This window comes from Pseudomonas sp. R45(2017) (assembly GCF_002112305.1).
GTDB lineage: Bacteria > Pseudomonadota > Gammaproteobacteria > Pseudomonadales > Pseudomonadaceae > Aquipseudomonas > Aquipseudomonas paraglycinae.
The window spans coordinates 195139-211410 of the sequence record NZ_NEHH01000006.1; the positions used below are offsets into that span (position 1 = coordinate 195139).

At 60.4% G+C, this 16272-nt stretch carries 18 protein-coding genes; 13 read left to right on the forward strand and 5 right to left on the reverse strand.

The window, feature by feature from the left end:
* Nucleotides 1-5 precede the first annotated feature (5 nt).
* Both CAF74_RS15775 and CAF74_RS15780 read right to left on the reverse strand, forming a co-directional pair.
* Nucleotides 6-530, reverse strand: a complete 525-nt coding sequence (locus CAF74_RS15775; RefSeq protein WP_039769294.1) for an HAD family hydrolase — start codon at nt 528-530, stop codon at nt 6-8.
* Nucleotides 531-1505: a KpsF/GutQ family sugar-phosphate isomerase gene (locus CAF74_RS15780; protein ID WP_064593399.1), complete on the reverse strand. Its 975-nt coding sequence runs from the start codon at nt 1503-1505 to the stop codon at nt 531-533.
* A gap of 276 nt (nt 1506-1781) precedes the next feature.
* Between CAF74_RS15780 and CAF74_RS15785 the strand changes: the two genes are divergently transcribed.
* The 10 genes from CAF74_RS15785 (at nt 1782) to hisC (ending at nt 9734) form a co-directional block, all read left to right on the forward strand.
* Nucleotides 1782-2594 (forward strand): ATP-binding cassette domain-containing protein, encoded by an 813-nt coding sequence (locus tag CAF74_RS15785; RefSeq protein ID WP_085746930.1) that lies wholly within the window; start codon nt 1782-1784, stop codon nt 2592-2594.
* Entirely contained in the window at nt 2594-3391 is a 798-nt protein-coding gene (mlaE, locus tag CAF74_RS15790) for a lipid asymmetry maintenance ABC transporter permease subunit MlaE (protein WP_007953561.1), read from the forward strand. The genes CAF74_RS15785 and mlaE overlap by 1 nt, the downstream gene beginning before the upstream one ends.
* On the forward strand, nt 3391-3858 hold the full coding sequence (mlaD, locus tag CAF74_RS15795) for an outer membrane lipid asymmetry maintenance protein MlaD (protein WP_085746931.1): 468 nt from the start codon (nt 3391-3393) through the stop codon (nt 3856-3858). Before mlaE ends, mlaD begins: the two co-directional genes overlap by 1 nt.
* 11 nt (nt 3859-3869) lie before the next feature.
* The gene (locus CAF74_RS15800; protein WP_085746932.1) at nt 3870-4520 is read left to right on the forward strand and encodes an ABC transporter substrate-binding protein; all 651 of its coding nucleotides are present in this window, start codon (nt 3870-3872) and stop codon (nt 4518-4520) included.
* On the forward strand, nt 4517-4822 hold the full coding sequence (locus CAF74_RS15805) for a lipid asymmetry maintenance protein MlaB (RefSeq protein ID WP_085698468.1): 306 nt from the start codon (nt 4517-4519) through the stop codon (nt 4820-4822). Before CAF74_RS15800 ends, CAF74_RS15805 begins: the two co-directional genes overlap by 4 nt.
* Before the next feature lie 115 nt (nt 4823-4937).
* On the forward strand, nt 4938-5177 hold the full coding sequence (locus CAF74_RS15810) for a BolA family protein (protein ID WP_039769303.1): 240 nt from the start codon (nt 4938-4940) through the stop codon (nt 5175-5177).
* A gap of 22 nt (nt 5178-5199) precedes the next feature.
* On the forward strand, nt 5200-6465 hold the full coding sequence (gene murA / locus CAF74_RS15815; protein WP_085746933.1) for a UDP-N-acetylglucosamine 1-carboxyvinyltransferase: 1266 nt from the start codon (nt 5200-5202) through the stop codon (nt 6463-6465).
* A gap of 127 nt (nt 6466-6592) precedes the next feature.
* Nucleotides 6593-7228, forward strand: a complete 636-nt coding sequence (gene hisG / locus CAF74_RS15820) for an ATP phosphoribosyltransferase (protein WP_085746934.1) — start codon at nt 6593-6595, stop codon at nt 7226-7228.
* Nucleotides 7229-7353: 125 nt separating this feature from the next.
* Nucleotides 7354-8679 (forward strand): histidinol dehydrogenase, encoded by a 1326-nt coding sequence (gene hisD, locus CAF74_RS15825; RefSeq protein WP_085746935.1) that lies wholly within the window; start codon nt 7354-7356, stop codon nt 8677-8679.
* Nucleotides 8680-8681: 2 nt separating this feature from the next.
* The gene (gene hisC, locus CAF74_RS15830) at nt 8682-9734 is read left to right on the forward strand and encodes a histidinol-phosphate transaminase (protein WP_085746936.1); all 1053 of its coding nucleotides are present in this window, start codon (nt 8682-8684) and stop codon (nt 9732-9734) included.
* 48 nt (nt 9735-9782) lie between these two features.
* Here the strand turns inward: hisC and CAF74_RS15835 are convergent, their stop codons facing one another.
* From CAF74_RS15835 to algW, 3 genes are all read right to left on the reverse strand, one after another.
* Entirely contained in the window at nt 9783-10502 is a 720-nt protein-coding gene (locus CAF74_RS15835) for a DUF4198 domain-containing protein (RefSeq protein WP_085654632.1), read from the reverse strand.
* A 12-nt stretch (nt 10503-10514) separates the two neighbouring features.
* Nucleotides 10515-12620 (reverse strand): TonB-dependent siderophore receptor, encoded by a 2106-nt coding sequence (locus CAF74_RS15840; protein ID WP_085746937.1) that lies wholly within the window; start codon nt 12618-12620, stop codon nt 10515-10517.
* Nucleotides 12621-12707: 87 nt separating this feature from the next.
* A complete protein-coding gene (gene algW / locus CAF74_RS15845) occupies nt 12708-13865 on the reverse strand; it encodes a Do family serine endopeptidase AlgW (protein WP_085746938.1) in 1158 nt (385 codons plus the stop codon).
* A 103-nt stretch (nt 13866-13968) separates the two neighbouring features.
* Between algW and CAF74_RS15850 the strand changes: the two genes are divergently transcribed.
* From CAF74_RS15850 to CAF74_RS15860, 3 genes are all read left to right on the forward strand, one after another.
* Nucleotides 13969-14727, forward strand: a complete 759-nt coding sequence (locus CAF74_RS15850; protein WP_085746939.1) for a Nif3-like dinuclear metal center hexameric protein — start codon at nt 13969-13971, stop codon at nt 14725-14727.
* 148 nt (nt 14728-14875) lie between these two features.
* Nucleotides 14876-15793: a sulfate adenylyltransferase subunit CysD gene (gene cysD, locus CAF74_RS15855; protein ID WP_007912374.1), complete on the forward strand. Its 918-nt coding sequence runs from the start codon at nt 14876-14878 to the stop codon at nt 15791-15793.
* 104 nt (nt 15794-15897) lie between these two features.
* Complete coding sequence (locus tag CAF74_RS15860; protein ID WP_039769318.1) at nt 15898-16239, forward strand: four helix bundle protein; 342 nt, start codon at nt 15898-15900, stop codon at nt 16237-16239.
* The last annotated feature ends 33 nt before the right edge of the window (nt 16240-16272 follow it).

Sequence of the window (16272 nt, forward strand, 5' to 3'; positions counted from 1 at the left end):
TGGACTCACAGGTACGCGTTGTTGGCGGCGTCGAGGCTGCCTTGGGCGCGCAGGATCAGTTCGCAGAATTCGCGGGCGGCACCTTCGCCGCCACGGGCCTGGGTGACGCCATGGGCGTGCTCGCGCACAAAGGGGGCGGCGTTGGCCACGGCCATGCCCAGCCCTACACGGCGGATCACCGGCAGGTCCGGCAGGTCGTCACCGAGGTAAGCCACTTGCTCATAGCTTAGGCCCAGTTGCTCCAGAAGACCGTCGAGCACGACCAGTTTGTCTTCGCGGCCCTGAAACAGGTGCGGGATCCCCAGGTTTTTTGCCCGGCGTTCGACCACCGGGGTCTTGCGACCACTGATGATGGCGGTCTGTACACCAGCATTCATCAGCATCTTGATGCCCTGGCCATCGAGTGTATTGAAAGTCTTGAACTCGCTGCCGTCTTCAAGGAAGTACAGGCGACCGTCGGTGAGGACACCGTCGACGTCGAAAACCGCCAGTTTGATGGCTTTGCCGCGTTGCAGCAGATCGGTGCTCATTTACATCACTCCTGCGCGCAGCAGATCGGAGAGGTTGAAGGCGCCGATCGGGCGATCCTCTTCATCTACGACAACCAGCGCGTTGATTCGGTGGTCTTCCATGATTTTCAGGGCTTCGGCCGCGAGCATCTCGGCGCGGGCGGTCTTGCCGTGCACGGTCATTACCTGGTCGATGGTGGCGCTATGGATATCAATGCTGCGATCCAGGGTGCGGCGCAGGTCGCCGTCAGTGAAGATCCCGGCCAGTTTGCCGTCCGTTTCAAGAATGACGGTCATGCCCAGACCCTTGCGGGTCATTTCCATCAGCGCGTCCTTGAGCAGGGTGCCGCGCTGTACCTGCGGCAGTTCCTGACCGGCGTGCATGACATTTTCCACTTTCAGCAGCAGGCGTCGGCCCAGTGCGCCGCCCGGGTGGGAAAAGGCGAAATCTTCGGCAGTGAAGCCGCGCGCTTCCAGCAGCGCCACGGCCAGGGCGTCGCCCATGACCAGCGCAGCGGTGGTCGAGGAGGTCGGTGCGAGGTTCAGCGGGCAGGCTTCGTGTTCGACGTGAACGTTGAGATTGACCTCGGCAGCCTTGGCAAGCGGCGATTGCGGGTTGCCGGTGACGCTGATCAGCTGGATGCCCAGGCGCTTGATCAGTGGCAGCAGGGTGACGATTTCGTTAGTGGAGCCGGAGTTCGACAGGGCCAGAATCACGTCATCGCGAGTGATCATGCCCATGTCGCCGTGGCTGGCCTCGGCCGGGTGCACGAAAAACGCCGGGGTGCCGGTGCTGGCCAGGGTCGCGGCAATCTTGTTGCCGATGTGCCCGGACTTGCCCATACCGACCACGACAACACGGCCCTTGCTGGCCAGAATCATCTCGCAAGCGCGTACGAAATCGGCGTCGATATGGGGCAACAAGCCTTGTACGGCTTCCACTTCGAGGCGGATGGTGCGTTGTGCCGATTGAATCAGGTCGCTGGTTTGGCTCATGTCAGAAATCGTATAGCCCGATGAAAAGGCGGCGATTATAGCGGTTATGTTGAAAAGCCTCACGCAAGTTCGTCGTGCTTTGTCATTCCTCGTTACCAAAACTCTGTAAATAAGGCCTGAAGCCCTTCAACTCGCCGAATGCGGGCCGGTGCAGGCCTTGGGCGCTTGCCCTTTGCAGTGATATAGTTCGCCGCCAGTTCGGCCTGCCCGGGATGTAGGGGCTTTCTTCCAGGAAGCCAGGCGTCCGAGTGAGAGGCTGCATCGCAAGGAGTTTAGATGAGTGCCGATAACGCCTACGCGGTCGAGCTGAAGGGAGTCTCCTTCAAGCGCGGTGCGCGGAGCATTTTCAATAACGTCGATATCCGCATCCCGCGCGGCAAGGTCACCGGCATCATGGGGCCTTCCGGGTGTGGCAAGACCACGCTGCTGCGCCTGATGGGCGCGCAGTTGCGGCCATCCAAAGGCGAGGTCTGGGTCAACGGCCAGAACCTGCCGAAGCTGTCGCGCAGCGATCTGTTCGATGCGCGCAAGCACATGGGCGTGCTGTTTCAGAGCGGTGCGCTGTTCACCGATCTCGATGTGTTCGAGAACGTCGCCTTCCCGCTTCGTGTTCATACCGACCTGCCGGACGAGATGATCCGCGACATCGTGCTGCTCAAATTGCAGGCGGTGGGGCTGCGCGGGGCGATCGAACTGATGCCCGACGAGCTGTCTGGCGGCATGAAGCGCCGCGTCGCCTTGGCCCGGGCCATTGCCCTCGATCCGCAGATTCTCATGTACGACGAACCGTTCGTCGGCCAGGATCCGATCGCCATGGGCGTTCTGGTTCGCCTGATCCGTCTGCTCAACGATGCCCTGGGGATCACCAGCATCGTGGTGTCCCACGATCTCGCCGAAACCGCGAGCATCGCCGACTACATCTATGTGGTCGGTGATGGGCAGGTATTGGGGCAGGGCACGCCGGACGAACTGATGAACTCGGACGATCCGCGTATCCGCCAGTTCATGACCGGTGAACCCGACGGCCCGGTGCCGTATCACTTTCCAGCGCCGGATTACCGCGCAGATCTTCTGGGGAAGCGCCGCTGATGCGCAGAATTACATTAATGGAGCGTGTACGTCGCTTCGGCCTCGCCGGAATCGACAGCGTCGCAGTGTTCGGGCGTTCGACCCTGTTCCTGTTTCATGCCTTGCTCGGTCGTGGCGGCATCGGTGGCGGTTTTGGCCTGCTGGTCAAGCAGCTGCACTCCGTCGGTGTGATGTCGCTGGTGATCATCGTGGTGTCCGGGATTTTCATCGGCATGGTGCTGGCGCTGCAGGGCTTCAACATCCTGTCGAGCTACGGCTCGGAGCAGGCTGTCGGGCAGATGGTGGCGCTGACCCTGCTGCGTGAACTGGGGCCGGTGGTGACCGCGCTGTTGTTCGCCGGTCGTGCCGGTTCGGCGCTGACGGCGGAAATCGGCAACATGAAATCCACCGAGCAGTTGTCCAGCCTCGAAATGATCGGGGTCGACCCGCTCAAGTACATCATCGCTCCGCGTCTGTGGGCCGGCTTCATTTCCCTGCCGGTGCTGGCGATGATCTTCAGCGTGGTCGGCATCTGGGGCGGATCGTGGGTCGCCGTCGACTGGCTGGGCGTCTACGAAGGTTCCTACTGGTCGAACATGCAGAACAGCGTGAGCTTCGGTGACGATGTGCTCAACGGCATCATCAAAAGTGCAGTATTCGCTTTTGTCGTCACCTGGATCGCCGTATTTCAAGGCTATGACTGCGAACCCACTTCCGAGGGGATCAGTCGTGCCACCACCAAGACCGTGGTTTACGCCTCGCTGGCAGTACTCGGCCTGGACTTTATTCTGACCGCTTTGATGTTTGGAGATTTCTGATGCAAAACCGCACCCTGGAAATCGGTGTCGGCCTGTTCCTGCTGGCAGGGATCCTGGCCTTGTTGCTGCTGGCCCTGCGGGTCAGTGGCCTGTCTCCGACTTCGACCACCGATACCTACAAGCTTTACGCCTATTTCGACAATATCGCCGGTCTGACGGTCAGAGCCAAAGTGACCATGGCGGGTGTGACCATCGGCAAGGTCACCGCGATCGATCTGGACCGCGACAGCTTCACCGGTCGGGTGACCCTGCAAGTGGATAAAAGCGTCGACAATCTGCCGACCGACTCCACAGCATCTATCCTGACTGCGGGTCTGCTGGGCGAGAAGTACATCGGTATCAGCGTGGGCGGGGAAGACACTCCGCTCAAGGATGGTGGAACCATCCACGACACCCAGTCGTCTCTGGTACTGGAAGACCTGATCGGTAAATTCCTGCTCAATACCGTTAGCAAAGACGCCAAATGAGGAGCATTTGAATGATCTCTACCTTGCGACGTGGCCTGTTGGTGTTGCTTGCGGCACTGCCGCTGGTGGCTAACGCCGTGGCGGCACAATCGGCGCACGATCTGGTTCAGGACACCACGAACCGGATGCTCGCCGATCTGTCGGCCAATAAAGAGAAGTACAAGCGGGATCCGCAGGACTTCTACACCGCGTTGAACACCATCGTCGGGCCGGTCGTGGATGCCGAGGGCATTTCCAAGAGCATCATGACGGTCAAGTATTCGCGCAAGGCAACCCCGGCGCAGATGAAGACCTTCGAGGAAAACTTCAAGCGCGGCCTGTTCCAGTTCTACGGCAACGCCTTGCTCGAGTACAACAACCAGGGCATCACCGTCGATGCGCCCAAGGATGAATCGGGCGACCGCACCAGCGTCGGCATGACCGTCAAGGGCAACAACGGCGCGATTTATCCGGTGTCGTACACCCTCGAGAAGATCAACGGCGAGTGGAAACTGCGTAACGTGATCATCAACGGCATCAACATCGGCAAACTGTTCCGTGACCAGTTCGCCGACGCGATGCAGCGCAATGGCAACGACCTGGACAAGACCATCAACGGCTGGGCCGGTGAAGTCGCCAAAGCCAAGCAGTCGGCCGAGCAGAACGAGAAGCCAGCCCAATGACCGAGTCGGCCATTCGTCTGGACGAAGCCAGTGAGCTGCAGCTCAGCGGCGTGCTGGATTATCGCACCGCCCCTGACCTGCGCGAGCAGGGCAGGGCGCTGATCAAGTCGTGCAATGCCCCGGCATTGGTGATCGATTGCTCGGCGGTGGAGAAGTCCAGCAGCGTCGGTCTGTCGCTGCTGCTGTGCTTCATTCGCGATGCCAAGGCCGCCGGCAAGGCGGTCAGCATCCGCGGGATGCCCGAAGACATGCGTGAAATTGCTCAGGTCAGCGAACTGACCGAGCTGTTGGCGCAACCCTGAACCCGCATCTATAGAGAAGCCCCCCGTCAGAGTCCTGCGCAGCGGGGTTCGCAGGCGCGGGGCTTTTTTGTATGATGTCCGACCCGTGCGCACAGGGCGCCGATTGAGGTTGAGCATGCAGGCCGTAGAAGTGAAGAGCTTCCTTGAAGGAAAGCTGCCAGGAACGCTGGTGGAAGTTGAAGGCGAAGGCTGCAACTTCCAGCTGAACGTGATTAGTGATGAACTGGCGGCGTTGAGCCCGGTCAAGCGTCAGCAAAGCATCTATGCCCATTTGAACCCTTGGATCGCCGATGGCAGCATCCACGCGGTCACTATGAAATTTTTCAGCAGCGCGGCCTGGGCCGAGCGCACCTGAGCCCTAGGGCGTCGAGATTCTTATGGATAAATTGATTATTACCGGTGGCGCTCGTCTTGATGGCGAGATCCGCATCTCCGGGGCGAAGAACTCCGCCCTGCCAATCCTGGCCGCCACCCTGCTGTGCGATGGCCCGGTTACCGTTGGCAACCTGCCGCACCTGCACGACATCACCACCATGATCGAGCTGTTCGGTCGCATGGGCATCGAGCCTGTGATCGACGAAAAGCTCAGCGTCGAAATCGACCCGCGCACCATCAAGACCCTGATCGCTCCGTACGAACTGGTGAAAACCATGCGTGCCTCGATCCTGGTGCTGGGCCCGATGGTCGCACGTTTCGGTGAAGCCGAAGTCGCACTGCCTGGTGGCTGCGCCATCGGCTCGCGTCCGGTCGACCTGCACATCCGAGGTCTGGAAGCCATGGGCGCGGTCATCGACGTCGAAGGCGGCTACATCAAGGCCAAGGCCCCTGAAGGCGGCCTGCGCGGCGCGCACTTCTTCTTCGATACCGTCAGCGTGACCGGTACCGAAAACATCATGATGGCTGCTGCTCTGGCCAAGGGCCGCAGCGTACTGCAGAACGCCGCTCGCGAACCTGAAGTGGTCGACCTGGCGAACTTCCTGAACGCCATGGGCGCCAAGGTATCCGGTGCCGGCACCGACACCATCACCATCGACGGCGTCGAGCGTCTGGGTTCGACCTTCTACAAAGTCATGCCTGACCGTATCGAAACCGGTACCTACCTGGTGGCCGCTGCGGTTACCGGTGGCCGTGTGAAGGTCAAGGACACCGATCCGACCATTCTCGAAGCCGTTCTGGAAAAGCTGCGTGAAGCCGGCGCCGAAATCACCAGCGGCGAAGACTGGATCGAGCTGAACATGCACGGCAAGCGCCCTAAAGCGGTCAACGTGCGCACCGCGCCGTACCCGGCGTTCCCGACCGACATGCAGGCGCAGTTCATCTCGCTCAACGCGATTGCCGAAGGCACTGGTGCGGTCATCGAGACGATCTTCGAAAACCGTTTCATGCACGTGTACGAACTGCACCGCATGGGCGCCAAGATCCAGGTCGAAGGCAACACGGCCATCGTTACCGGTACTGAAATCCTCAAGGGCGCGCCGGTGATGGCTACCGACCTGCGGGCTTCGGCAAGCCTCGTGATTTCGGCCCTGATGGCTGAAGGCGATACCCTGATCGACCGCATCTACCACATCGACCGTGGTTACGAGTGCATCGAGGAAAAACTGCAGATGCTGGGCGCCAAGATCCGTCGCGTTCCGGGCTAGTCGCTGCATCTGGACACAGGGAAGTGTCCGTTGAATTCGTTTTGATCGGGGGTGGTAACGCCCTCGATGTATGTCCGGCGCCGATTGCGACCGGACATGAGTACCTTGATAAGGACTGACGTTTCCCATGTTGACCATCGCACTGTCCAAGGGCCGCATCCTTGACGACACCCTGCCGCTTCTCGCCGAAGCGGGCATCGTGCCGACCGAGAATCCGGACAAGAGCCGCAAGCTGATCATCCCCACGACCCAGGAAGACGTTCGCCTGTTGATCGTGCGTGCCACCGACGTGCCGACCTATGTCGAGCATGGCGCGGCCGACCTCGGCGTTGCCGGTAAAGACGTGCTGATGGAATACAGCGGCCAAGGCCTGTACGAGCCGCTGGATCTGCAGATTGCCCAGTGCAAGCTGATGACCGCCGGCAAGGTCGGCGCGGTCGAGCCCAAGGGCCGCCTGCGCGTCGCCACCAAATTCGTCAACGTCGCCAAGCGTTACTACGCCGAGCAGGGCCGTCAGGTCGACATCATCAAGCTGTACGGCTCGATGGAACTTGCACCGCTGATCGGTCTGGCCGACAAGATCATCGACGTGGTCGACACCGGCAACACTCTGCGTGCCAACGGCCTGGAACCCCAGGAACTGATCGCCACGATCAGCTCGCGTCTGGTGGTCAATAAAGCTTCGATGAAAATGCAACACGCCCGAATCCAGGCGTTGATCGACACCCTGCGCAAGGCAGTGGAGTCTCGACACCGCGGCTGATGTACCTGCGCGACGTTAAGTCGCGCCCGTCTATCCGCCTCATAGCCAGAATCTCAGGTGCCCAAGCGGAAACGACTGCTAAGTTAGGGCGCCTGAGTTTTTGCCATTCCTATGAGGCTCTCGCTATGACCGCACCGACTGCAATTCGCCGACTCAACGCTGCTGACCCGGATTTCGCGCATCATCTGGATCATCTGCTGAGCTGGGAAAGTGTGTCTGACGACTCGGTCAATCAGCGGGTGCTGGACATCATCAAGGCTGTGCGCGAGCGCGGTGACGCGGCGCTGGTCGAGTTCACCCAGAAATTCGATGGCCTCGAAGTCGCTTCGATGGCGGACCTGATCCTGCCGCGCGAGCGTCTGGAACTGGCCCTGACCCGCATCACTGTCCCGCAACGCGAAGCGCTGGAAAAAGCCGCCGCCCGCGTGCGCAGCTATCACGAAAAACAGAAGCAGGACTCCTGGAGCTACACCGAAGCCGACGGCACGGTGCTGGGCCAGAAAGTCACGCCACTGGATCGCGCCGGTCTGTACGTGCCGGGCGGCAAGGCGTCGTACCCGTCGTCGGTGTTGATGAACGCGATTCCGGCCAAGGTCGCCGGCGTGACCGAAGTGGTCATGGTGGTGCCGACCCCGCGCGGTGAGGTCAACGAGCTGGTGCTGGCGGCGGCGTGCATCGCCGGCGTCGACCGGGTGTTCACCATCGGTGGCGCGCAAGCCGTTGCCGCATTGGCCTATGGCACCGAAAGCGTGCCGCAGGTGGACAAGGTCGTCGGCCCGGGCAATATCTACGTCGCCACGGCCAAGCGTCACGTATTCGGTCAGGTCGGCATCGACATGATCGCCGGCCCGTCGGAAATCCTCGTGGTGTGCGACGGCCAGACAGATCCGGACTGGATCGCCATGGACCTGTTCTCCCAGGCCGAGCACGACGAAGACGCCCAGGCGATTCTGGTCAGCCCGGACGCCGAATTCCTCGACAAGGTCGCCGCCAGCATCGACAAACTGCTGCCGACCATGGATCGCGCGACCATCATCGAAACCTCGATCAACGGCCGTGGTGCCCTGATTCACGTGCGCGACATGGCCCAGGCCATCGAAGTCGCCAACCGCATCGCGCCGGAACACCTTGAACTGTCGGTCGCAGACCCGCAGGCCTGGCTGCCGCAGATCCGCCACGCCGGCGCGATCTTCATGGGCCGCCACACCTCCGAAGCGCTGGGCGACTACTGCGCAGGTCCGAACCATGTGTTGCCGACCTCCGGCACCGCGCGTTTCTCCTCGCCGCTGGGCGTGTATGACTTCCAGAAGCGTTCTTCGATCATCTTCTGCTCCGAGGACGGTGCTTCGGAACTCGGCAAGACCGCATCGATCCTGGCCCGTGGCGAATCGCTGAGCGCCCACGCGCGCAGCGCCGAATACCGCATCAAAGACGAAGTGAAGGGGAACTGAACATGAGCAAATTCTGGAGCCCGTTCGTCAAGGATCTGGTGCCTTACGTGCCGGGCGAGCAGCCGAAGCTGACCCGTCTGGTCAAACTCAATACCAACGAAAACCCGTACGGCCCGTCGCCAAAAGCCCTGGCGGCGATGCAGACCGAACTCAACGACAACCTGCGTCTGTACCCGGACCCGAACAGCGATCTGCTGAAAAACGCCGTCGCCAAGTACTACGGCGTACAAAGCAATCAAGTGTTCCTCGGCAACGGTTCGGACGAAGTGCTGGCGCACATCTTCCACGGTCTGCTGCAACACGATCAGCCGATCCTGTTCCCGGACATCAGCTACAGCTTCTATCCGGTCTATTGCGGCCTTTACGGCGTCAAGTTCGACGCGGTGCCGCTGGATGCGCAGTTCCAGATCAACCCGGCGAACTACGCCAAGCCGAACGGCGGGATCATCTTCCCCAACCCGAACGCGCCTACCGGTTGCCTGCTGGCGCTGGAAGCGGTCGAGCAGATCCTCAAGGCCAGCCCGGATTCGGTGGTGGTGGTCGACGAGGCCTACATCGACTTCGGCGGCGAAACCGCGATCAGCCTGGTCGATCGCTATCCGAACCTGCTGGTGACCCAGACCCTGTCCAAGTCCCGTTCGCTCGCGGGCCTGCGGGTCGGTCTGGCGGTCGGCCATCCGGACCTGATCGAGGCGCTGGAGCGGATCAAGAACAGCTTCAACTCCTACCCGATCGATCGCATGGCGAATGTCGGCGCGGCGGCGGCGTTCGAAGATCGCGAGTACTTCGACAAGACCTGCGCATTGGTCATCGAGAGTCGCGAGTGGGTGGTTGCGCAGTTGCAGGCCAAGGGCTTTGAAGTGCTGCCGTCAGCGGCGAACTTCATCTTCGCCCGGCATCCGCAACACGATGCGGCGGGGCTGGCGGCCAAACTGCGTGAGCAGGGCGTGATCGTGCGCCACTTCAAGCAGGAGCGGATTGCCCAGTTCCTGCGGATCTCGATCGGCACGCCGGAGCAGAATCAGGCGTTGATCGACGGTCTGGGCGAACTCTGAAACGACGCTGGTCCCTGTGGGTTTCGTCCCACAGGGATCAGCGTTGGTTCATTCGTGATGCGGTTCGCCCAGGAACGTCAACGAACTGAATAACCCCCGACTGCTCACCTCTGCATTGTCCTTCACCGGCACCTCCACCTGCGCCGCAATCACATTCAATCCCTCGTTACGCACCAGCACCTGAGCGCGGCCGTCCTTGTCGGTTTCAGTGCTCAAGGTATTCGGCGCGCTGCGGTAGTCACCGATCAACTTCACGCCCGCTGCCGGTTTGCCATCCAGCAACACCCGCACCGGCAATGATTTCCCTGGGCCGACGGTCAGAGGATCGACCTCCGGCAAAATCAGCAATTTGATCTGATTGAGTTTGGGCAGCTTCGCTCCCGGCTGATAAATCGCCAGGCTGTACTTGAGGGTCTCGGTCGACTCGATGGCGCCCGGTACCTTGCTGCGTCCCTCATTGATCCATTTCTTGTCGGCGGTTTGCGACCACATGCCGTTGTTCAGGGCCACGGCCATTACCGCCGGCGGTTTCAGCGGTTGCAGTCGCGCATGATCGGTCAGGCGTTGCACGTTGACCGGGATCATCTTGCCGCTGACGTCATATGCCCATGCACCGCTGATTTTCTGCGCTTTGAAAGCGTTGTCTTCTGCGCCGTGGCCGTAGATCACTTCGATATTGCCGCGTCGTTGTTCGGTCCACAGACCATGCGCTGATGCTTGGCCAGCGAACAGCGCAGCGATGATCAATAAGAGTTTGCCGTAATGCATGGTGACGTCCTTTTACAGGTTGAATGTCAGGCTGACCGTGAAATTGCGCGGCTCGCCGGGGTTGACCCAATAGTTGCTGTACGAGCGCTCGTAGTACTTTTCGTCGAACAGGTTGTTCAGGTTCAGGCCGAGAGTGACGGTGTCGCTGGCCTTGTAATGGGCCAGCAGGTCGACGGTGTGATAGGCCGGCAGCTCGAAATCGCTGCCGGACTCACCTGAGCGGTCACCGACGTAAGTGAACGCCGCGCCGATATCCGAGCCGCGCAAGCGACCGTCCTGAAACTCGTAGACACCCAGCACGCTGCCGCTGCGTTTGGCGACCCCGAGGATGCGGCTACCGGCGGGGATCGCGGCATCCCCCTTGGTCACTTCGGCGTCGATCCAGGCGAAGGCGCCGATCACCCTGACGGCGTCGGTGACTTGCCCGGTGACCTGCAGATCGAAACCCCGGCTGCGGGCCTTGCCCATGGCGCGGCTGGTATCGGTGCCCGGGTCGAGGGCGAGGACGTTTTCCTTGTCGATATGGAAGAAGGCGAGGGTGCTGCTTAAACGTTCGTCGAACAGCTCGTTCTTGATCCCGATTTCGTAACCCACGCCTTCTTCCGGATCGAAGGATTTGCCAGCCGCATCGAGGCCGTTGTTCGGTTTGAATGAGGTCGAGGCGTTGGCGAACAGGCCGGTGTCCGGTGTCAGTTGATAGAGCAGGCCGGCACGTTGGGTGAGCGCGTCGTGGGTCTGGCGGCTGGTGGTGTTGCGGCTGTGGTCATCGATGGTTTGCTCGAAGTGCTCGAATCGCGCCCCGATCATCCCGCGCAGTTTTTCGCTGAAGACGATTTGATCCTGCAGGTTCAGCGCATGGCTTTCGACGTGTTCGAAGAAGTCTGTACCAGAGCGTGCGCCGTTGGGTTTGGGCTGGCCGTACACCGGGTTATAGATATCGATGGCGTAAGGCCCGCCGGCGATGGTGGTGACGCGCTCGTTCTTGCGGAAGTTCTCGTACTCGCTGCCGATCAGCAGTTCGTGCTGCCAGGTGCCGAGGTCGAACAGACCGCGCAGTTCCAGTTGGGTGATGCTGTCGTGCCAGTTGGTATCGCGTTCGCGATAGCGGCGGTTGACGGTGTGGCCATCGGCATTCAAGGGACGGTTTTCGGAGGCGAAACCCCAGAGTTTGCCTTCCTTGTAATGGCTGGCCAGGCGCAGTTTCCAGGCATCGTTGAGGTGGTGCTTAAGTGTGGCTTGCAGTCTGTTGTTGTGGTTGTCGATGTTGCCGTCGTTCGGCTCACCCAGGAATGTCGAGCGCGAGACGCCGCTCCATTTATTGTTTGGCGCAACGATGCCGCGGTCGAAGGTCGAGCTATGACGCACGAATTCGCTCTCCACCAGCAGGCTGGTGTTCGGGTTCAACTGCCAACTGAAAGAGGGGGCAACGAATACACGTTTACTGTCGACGTGGTCGCGAAAACTGTTGTTGTCCTCGACTGCGAGGTTGATCCGCGACAGCACATCACCCTGATCATCCAGCGGCGTGTTGACGTCCAGCGCGGTGCGATAGCGATCCCAACTGCCAGCGCTGGTTTGCAGGGTGGTGAAGGGCTCGGGCTGCGGTTTTTTGGTGACGATGTTTACCGTGCCACCCGGATCACCTCGGCCATACAGGCTGGCGGCCGGCCCTTTTAGCACTTCGATGCGCTCGATGTTGGCGGCGTCCGGTGTGCTCGGATAACCACGGTTGGCGCTGAAGCCGTCCTGGTAAAACTCAGAGGTGGTGAAGCCGCGCACGCTGTATTCGTAAAGCGTCAGGCCACCGAAGTTGTTTTGCTTCGACACGCCACCGGCGAAATCCAGCGCGCGTTCTACGCTGGTGCTGCCCAGATCCTTGAGCACGCTGGCGGGCACCACGCTGATGGCCTGCGGAATATCGCGGATCGCGGTGTCGGTTTTGGTGGCGCTGGACGAGCGGGTAGCGCGATAGCCTTTGACCGGGCCGGCAGGGGATTCGTAATCGGAGATGACGCTGATGGCGTCGAGTTCAAGCGTTTGCGGTTCATCGGCAAACGCAGGATCGCCCAGCAGGCCAAGGGTAAGGCCGAGGAGGGAGGCCTTTTTTCGAGACGACATGTTATGTTGTTCCAATGTGCTAATTGAAACAATATAACATGCCTGTTGAGAATGTCTGTTATTCGCGTCAGTGACGCGAACAAAGTCTTACTCTTCTTTTTCCTTCACCGGCGCCGGCGGCGGACGCAGACCGATTTCAGCCGTGAGCTTGATCTCCTTGCCGTTGCGCATCACCTGAATCGTGACCTTGTCGGTCGGCTTGATCCGCGCCACCTGGTTCATCGATTTGCGGCCATCACCGGCCGGTTCGCCGTCAATGCTCAGGATCACGTCACCCAGTTGCAGACCGGCCTTCTGGGCCGGGCCGTCGCGGAAAATCCCCGCCACCACGATTCCCGGACGTCCGGACAGGCCAAACGATTCGGCCAGTTCCTGAGTCAGCGGTTGCACTTCAATGCCCAGCCAGCCGCGAATGACCTGACCGTGCTCGATGATCGACTTCATCACTTCCATCGCCAGTTTCACCGGGATCGCGAAGCCGATGCCTTGCGAGCCGCCGGACTTGGAGAAGATCGCGGTGTTGATGCCGGTGAGGTTGCCGTTGGCGTCGACCAGCGCACCGCCGGAGTTGCCCGGGTTGATCGCCGCGTCGGTCTGGATGAAGTCTTCGTAGTTGTTCAGGCCCAACTGGTTGCGGCCGGTGGCGCTGATGATGCCCATGGTCACGGTCTGGCCGACGCCGAACGGGTTACCGATGGCCAGTGCGACGTCGCCGATGCGGATGTTGTCGGAACGGCCGACGGTGATCGATGGCAGGGTTTTCAGGTCGATCTTCAGGACCGCGAGGTCGGTTTCCGGGTCGCTGCCGATCACTCGGGCCAGGGTTTCGCGACCGTCCTTGAGCGCCACGACGATCTGGTCGGCGCCGCTGGTGACGTGGTTGTTGGTCAGGATGTAGCCTTCCGGGCTCATGATCACGCCGGAGCCGAGGCTCGATTCCATGCGCTTCTGCTTCGGCGAATTGTCACCGAAGAAGCGGCGGAACTGCGGATCCTCGAACAGCGGATGGCTCGGCTTGTTGATGACTTTGGTGGTGTAGAGGTTGACCACCGACGGCGCAGCGATGGTCACCGCGTCCGCATAGGACACTGGCCCCTGCTGCACGCTGGTGGTCTGCGGGGCCTGTTGCAGGTTGACGTCGAGGCTCGGAAGCCCGACCCACTGCGGGTAACGCTGAATAATCAACAGAGCGATAAGCACACCGGCCAACAGCGGCCAGCCGAAAAAACGCAGCGCCTTGAGCATTAAGCACGTCCTGGAAAAGTTGCAGGCGGGGGCAGACCGCCCATAATGTCGCGCATTATACGAGGCCGCGCGTGCCTCTGAACGGGATATTTAGGAGTCTTTCATGGCCGTCGCCCTGAGCACCCTGGTCGAAGAAGCCGACCGTTACCTCGGCAGTGCGAAAATTGCCGATTATTGCCCCAACGGCCTGCAGGTCGAGGGCCGTCCGCAGGTGATGCGCATCGTCAGCGGCGTCACTGCCAGTCAGGCGCTGCTCGATGCCGCCGTCGAGGCCGAAGCCGATCTGGTGCTGGTGCATCACGGTTATTTCTGGAAGGGCGAGAACCCGTGCATCACCGGCATGAAGCAGCGCCGACTGAAGACGCTGCTCAAGCACGACATCAGTCTGCTCGGTTATCACCTGCCGCTGGATCTGCACCCGGACGTCGGCAACAACGTGCAATTGGCCCGTCAGCTGGACATCACCGTCGAGGGGCCACTGGATCCGGACAACCTGAAGATCGTCGGTCTGGTCGGTTCGCTGAGCGAGCCGATGACCCCGCGTGACTTCGCCCGCAAAGTGCAGGAAGTCATGGGCCGCGAGCCGCTGCTGGTCGAAGGCAGCGCGATGATCCGTCGGGTCGGCTGGTGCACTGGCGGCGGCCAGGGTTACATCGACAACGCCATCGCCGCCGGCGTCGATCTGTTCATCAGCGGTGAAGCCTCCGAGCAGACATTCCACAGCGCCCGGGAAAACGACATCAGCTTCATCGCCGCCGGCCACCACGCCACCGAACGCTACGGCGTGCAGGCGCTGGGCGACTATCTGGCGAAGCGTTTCGCCCTCGAGCACATCTTCATCGACTGCCCGAATCCGATCTGACTTTTGCCTGAAAGCACCCGAACGGGCGGGCATATTCATATACCCTTTCGATCTAGTTGGCGTCCTGATTAGAAGAGGTCGCTGTGCTAGGATTCCTCGCTCGAACACGGCCCGCTGGCCGTTCATAAGAAAGCTTTCGTGAGTAGCCATGGTCGACAAACTGACGCATCTGAAACAGCTGGAGGCGGAAAGCATCCACATCATCCGCGAGGTGGCCGCCGAGTTCGACAACCCGGTGATGCTGTACTCCATCGGTAAAGACTCCGCCGTGATGCTGCATCTGGCACGCAAGGCGTTCTTCCCGGGCAAACTGCCGTTTCCGGTGATGCACGTCGACACCCGCTGGAAATTCCAGGAAATGTACAAGTTCCGCGACAAGATGGTCGAAGAGCTTGGCCTGGACCTCATCACTCACATCAACCCCGATGGCGTGGCGCAGAACATCAACCCGTTCACCCACGGCAGCGCCAAGCACACCGACATCATGAAAACCGAGGGCCTGAAGCAGGCACTCGACAAGCATGGTTTCGACGCCGCTTTCGGCGGTGCCCGTCGCGATGAAGAGAAGTCCCGCGCCAAGGAGCGCGTCTACTCGTTCCGTGACAGCAAACACCGCTGGGACCCGAAGAACCAGCGTCCCGAGCTGTGGAACGTCTACAACGGCAAGGTCAACAAGGGCGAATCCATTCGTGTGTTCCCGCTGTCGAACTGGACCGAACTGGACATCTGGCAGTACATCTACCTCGAAGGCATCCCGATCGTACCGCTGTACTTTGCGGCCGAACGCGAAGTGATCGAGAAGAACGGCACGCTGATCATGATCGACGACGAGCGCATCCTCGAGCACCTGTCCGACGAGGACAAGGCGCGCATCGTCAAAAAGAAAGTGCGTTTCCGTACCCTTGGCTGCTACCCGTTGACGGGCGCGGTGGAGTCCGAGGCCGAAAGCCTGACGGACATCATTCAGGAAATGCTCCTGACGCGAACTTCCGAGCGCCAGGGCCGGGTCATCGACCACGATGGCGCAGGCTCGATGGAAGACAAGAAACGTCAGGGGTACTTTTAAGCTTCGAGTTACAAGCCGCAAGCTGCAAGTTAAAGGCGGTATGCGTAACTTTGCAGTTTGGTGCTTGCAGACGGTTGCTGTGAGCCGGAATCGGATGGCTCGTAATGGATTTCGAGAAGCTGGTTGTTTGGCAGCGAAGCAAGTGTCTGGCAGTGGGGATCTACAGAGAGTTCGCACGATGTGGGGATTTTGGATTCAAGGACCAAATCACCCGCTCAGCACTTTCAGTGCCTTCCAATATCGCCGAAGGCATGGAGCGTCGTAGTACCAGAGAAAAAATTCATTTTCTTTGGGTTGCGAAAGGCTCTTGTGGGGAGTTGCGAACCCAGGTCCTTATTGCTCGAGACATTGCATACATCGCAGATCCGCTGGCTGAAAACTGGATTATGGAAACTCGCGAGCTTTCTCGAATGCTGGGCGGGTTGATTAACAAAATTTCTGACTAGCTGTACGCCGACAAGCTTGCCGCTTGAAGCTTA

Excerpts from the sequence above, each read along its gene's own strand:
- CAF74_RS15775 (WP_039769294.1), bottom strand. The coding sequence starts at position 530 with ATGAGCACCGATCTGCTGCAACGCGGCAAAGCCATCAAACTGGCGGTT.
- CAF74_RS15780 (WP_064593399.1), bottom strand. The coding sequence starts at position 1,505 with ATGAGCCAAACCAGCGACCTGATTCAATCGGCACAACGCACCATCCGC.
- CAF74_RS15785 (WP_085746930.1), top strand. The coding sequence starts at position 1,782 with ATGAGTGCCGATAACGCCTACGCGGTCGAGCTGAAGGGAGTCTCCTTC.
- mlaE (WP_007953561.1), top strand. The coding sequence starts at position 2,594 with ATGCGCAGAATTACATTAATGGAGCGTGTACGTCGCTTCGGCCTCGCC.
- mlaD (WP_085746931.1), top strand. The coding sequence starts at position 3,391 with ATGCAAAACCGCACCCTGGAAATCGGTGTCGGCCTGTTCCTGCTGGCA.
- CAF74_RS15800 (WP_085746932.1), top strand. The coding sequence starts at position 3,870 with ATGATCTCTACCTTGCGACGTGGCCTGTTGGTGTTGCTTGCGGCACTG.
- CAF74_RS15805 (WP_085698468.1), top strand. The coding sequence starts at position 4,517 with ATGACCGAGTCGGCCATTCGTCTGGACGAAGCCAGTGAGCTGCAGCTC.
- CAF74_RS15810 (WP_039769303.1), top strand. The coding sequence starts at position 4,938 with ATGCAGGCCGTAGAAGTGAAGAGCTTCCTTGAAGGAAAGCTGCCAGGA.
- murA (WP_085746933.1), top strand. The coding sequence starts at position 5,200 with ATGGATAAATTGATTATTACCGGTGGCGCTCGTCTTGATGGCGAGATC.
- hisG (WP_085746934.1), top strand. The coding sequence starts at position 6,593 with ATGTTGACCATCGCACTGTCCAAGGGCCGCATCCTTGACGACACCCTG.
- hisD (WP_085746935.1), top strand. The coding sequence starts at position 7,354 with ATGACCGCACCGACTGCAATTCGCCGACTCAACGCTGCTGACCCGGAT.
- hisC (WP_085746936.1), top strand. The coding sequence starts at position 8,682 with ATGAGCAAATTCTGGAGCCCGTTCGTCAAGGATCTGGTGCCTTACGTG.
- CAF74_RS15835 (WP_085654632.1), bottom strand. The coding sequence starts at position 10,502 with ATGCATTACGGCAAACTCTTATTGATCATCGCTGCGCTGTTCGCTGGC.
- CAF74_RS15840 (WP_085746937.1), bottom strand. The coding sequence starts at position 12,620 with ATGTCGTCTCGAAAAAAGGCCTCCCTCCTCGGCCTTACCCTTGGCCTG.
- algW (WP_085746938.1), bottom strand. The coding sequence starts at position 13,865 with ATGCTCAAGGCGCTGCGTTTTTTCGGCTGGCCGCTGTTGGCCGGTGTG.
- CAF74_RS15850 (WP_085746939.1), top strand. The coding sequence starts at position 13,969 with ATGGCCGTCGCCCTGAGCACCCTGGTCGAAGAAGCCGACCGTTACCTC.
- cysD (WP_007912374.1), top strand. The coding sequence starts at position 14,876 with ATGGTCGACAAACTGACGCATCTGAAACAGCTGGAGGCGGAAAGCATC.
- CAF74_RS15860 (WP_039769318.1), top strand. The coding sequence starts at position 15,898 with ATGGATTTCGAGAAGCTGGTTGTTTGGCAGCGAAGCAAGTGTCTGGCA.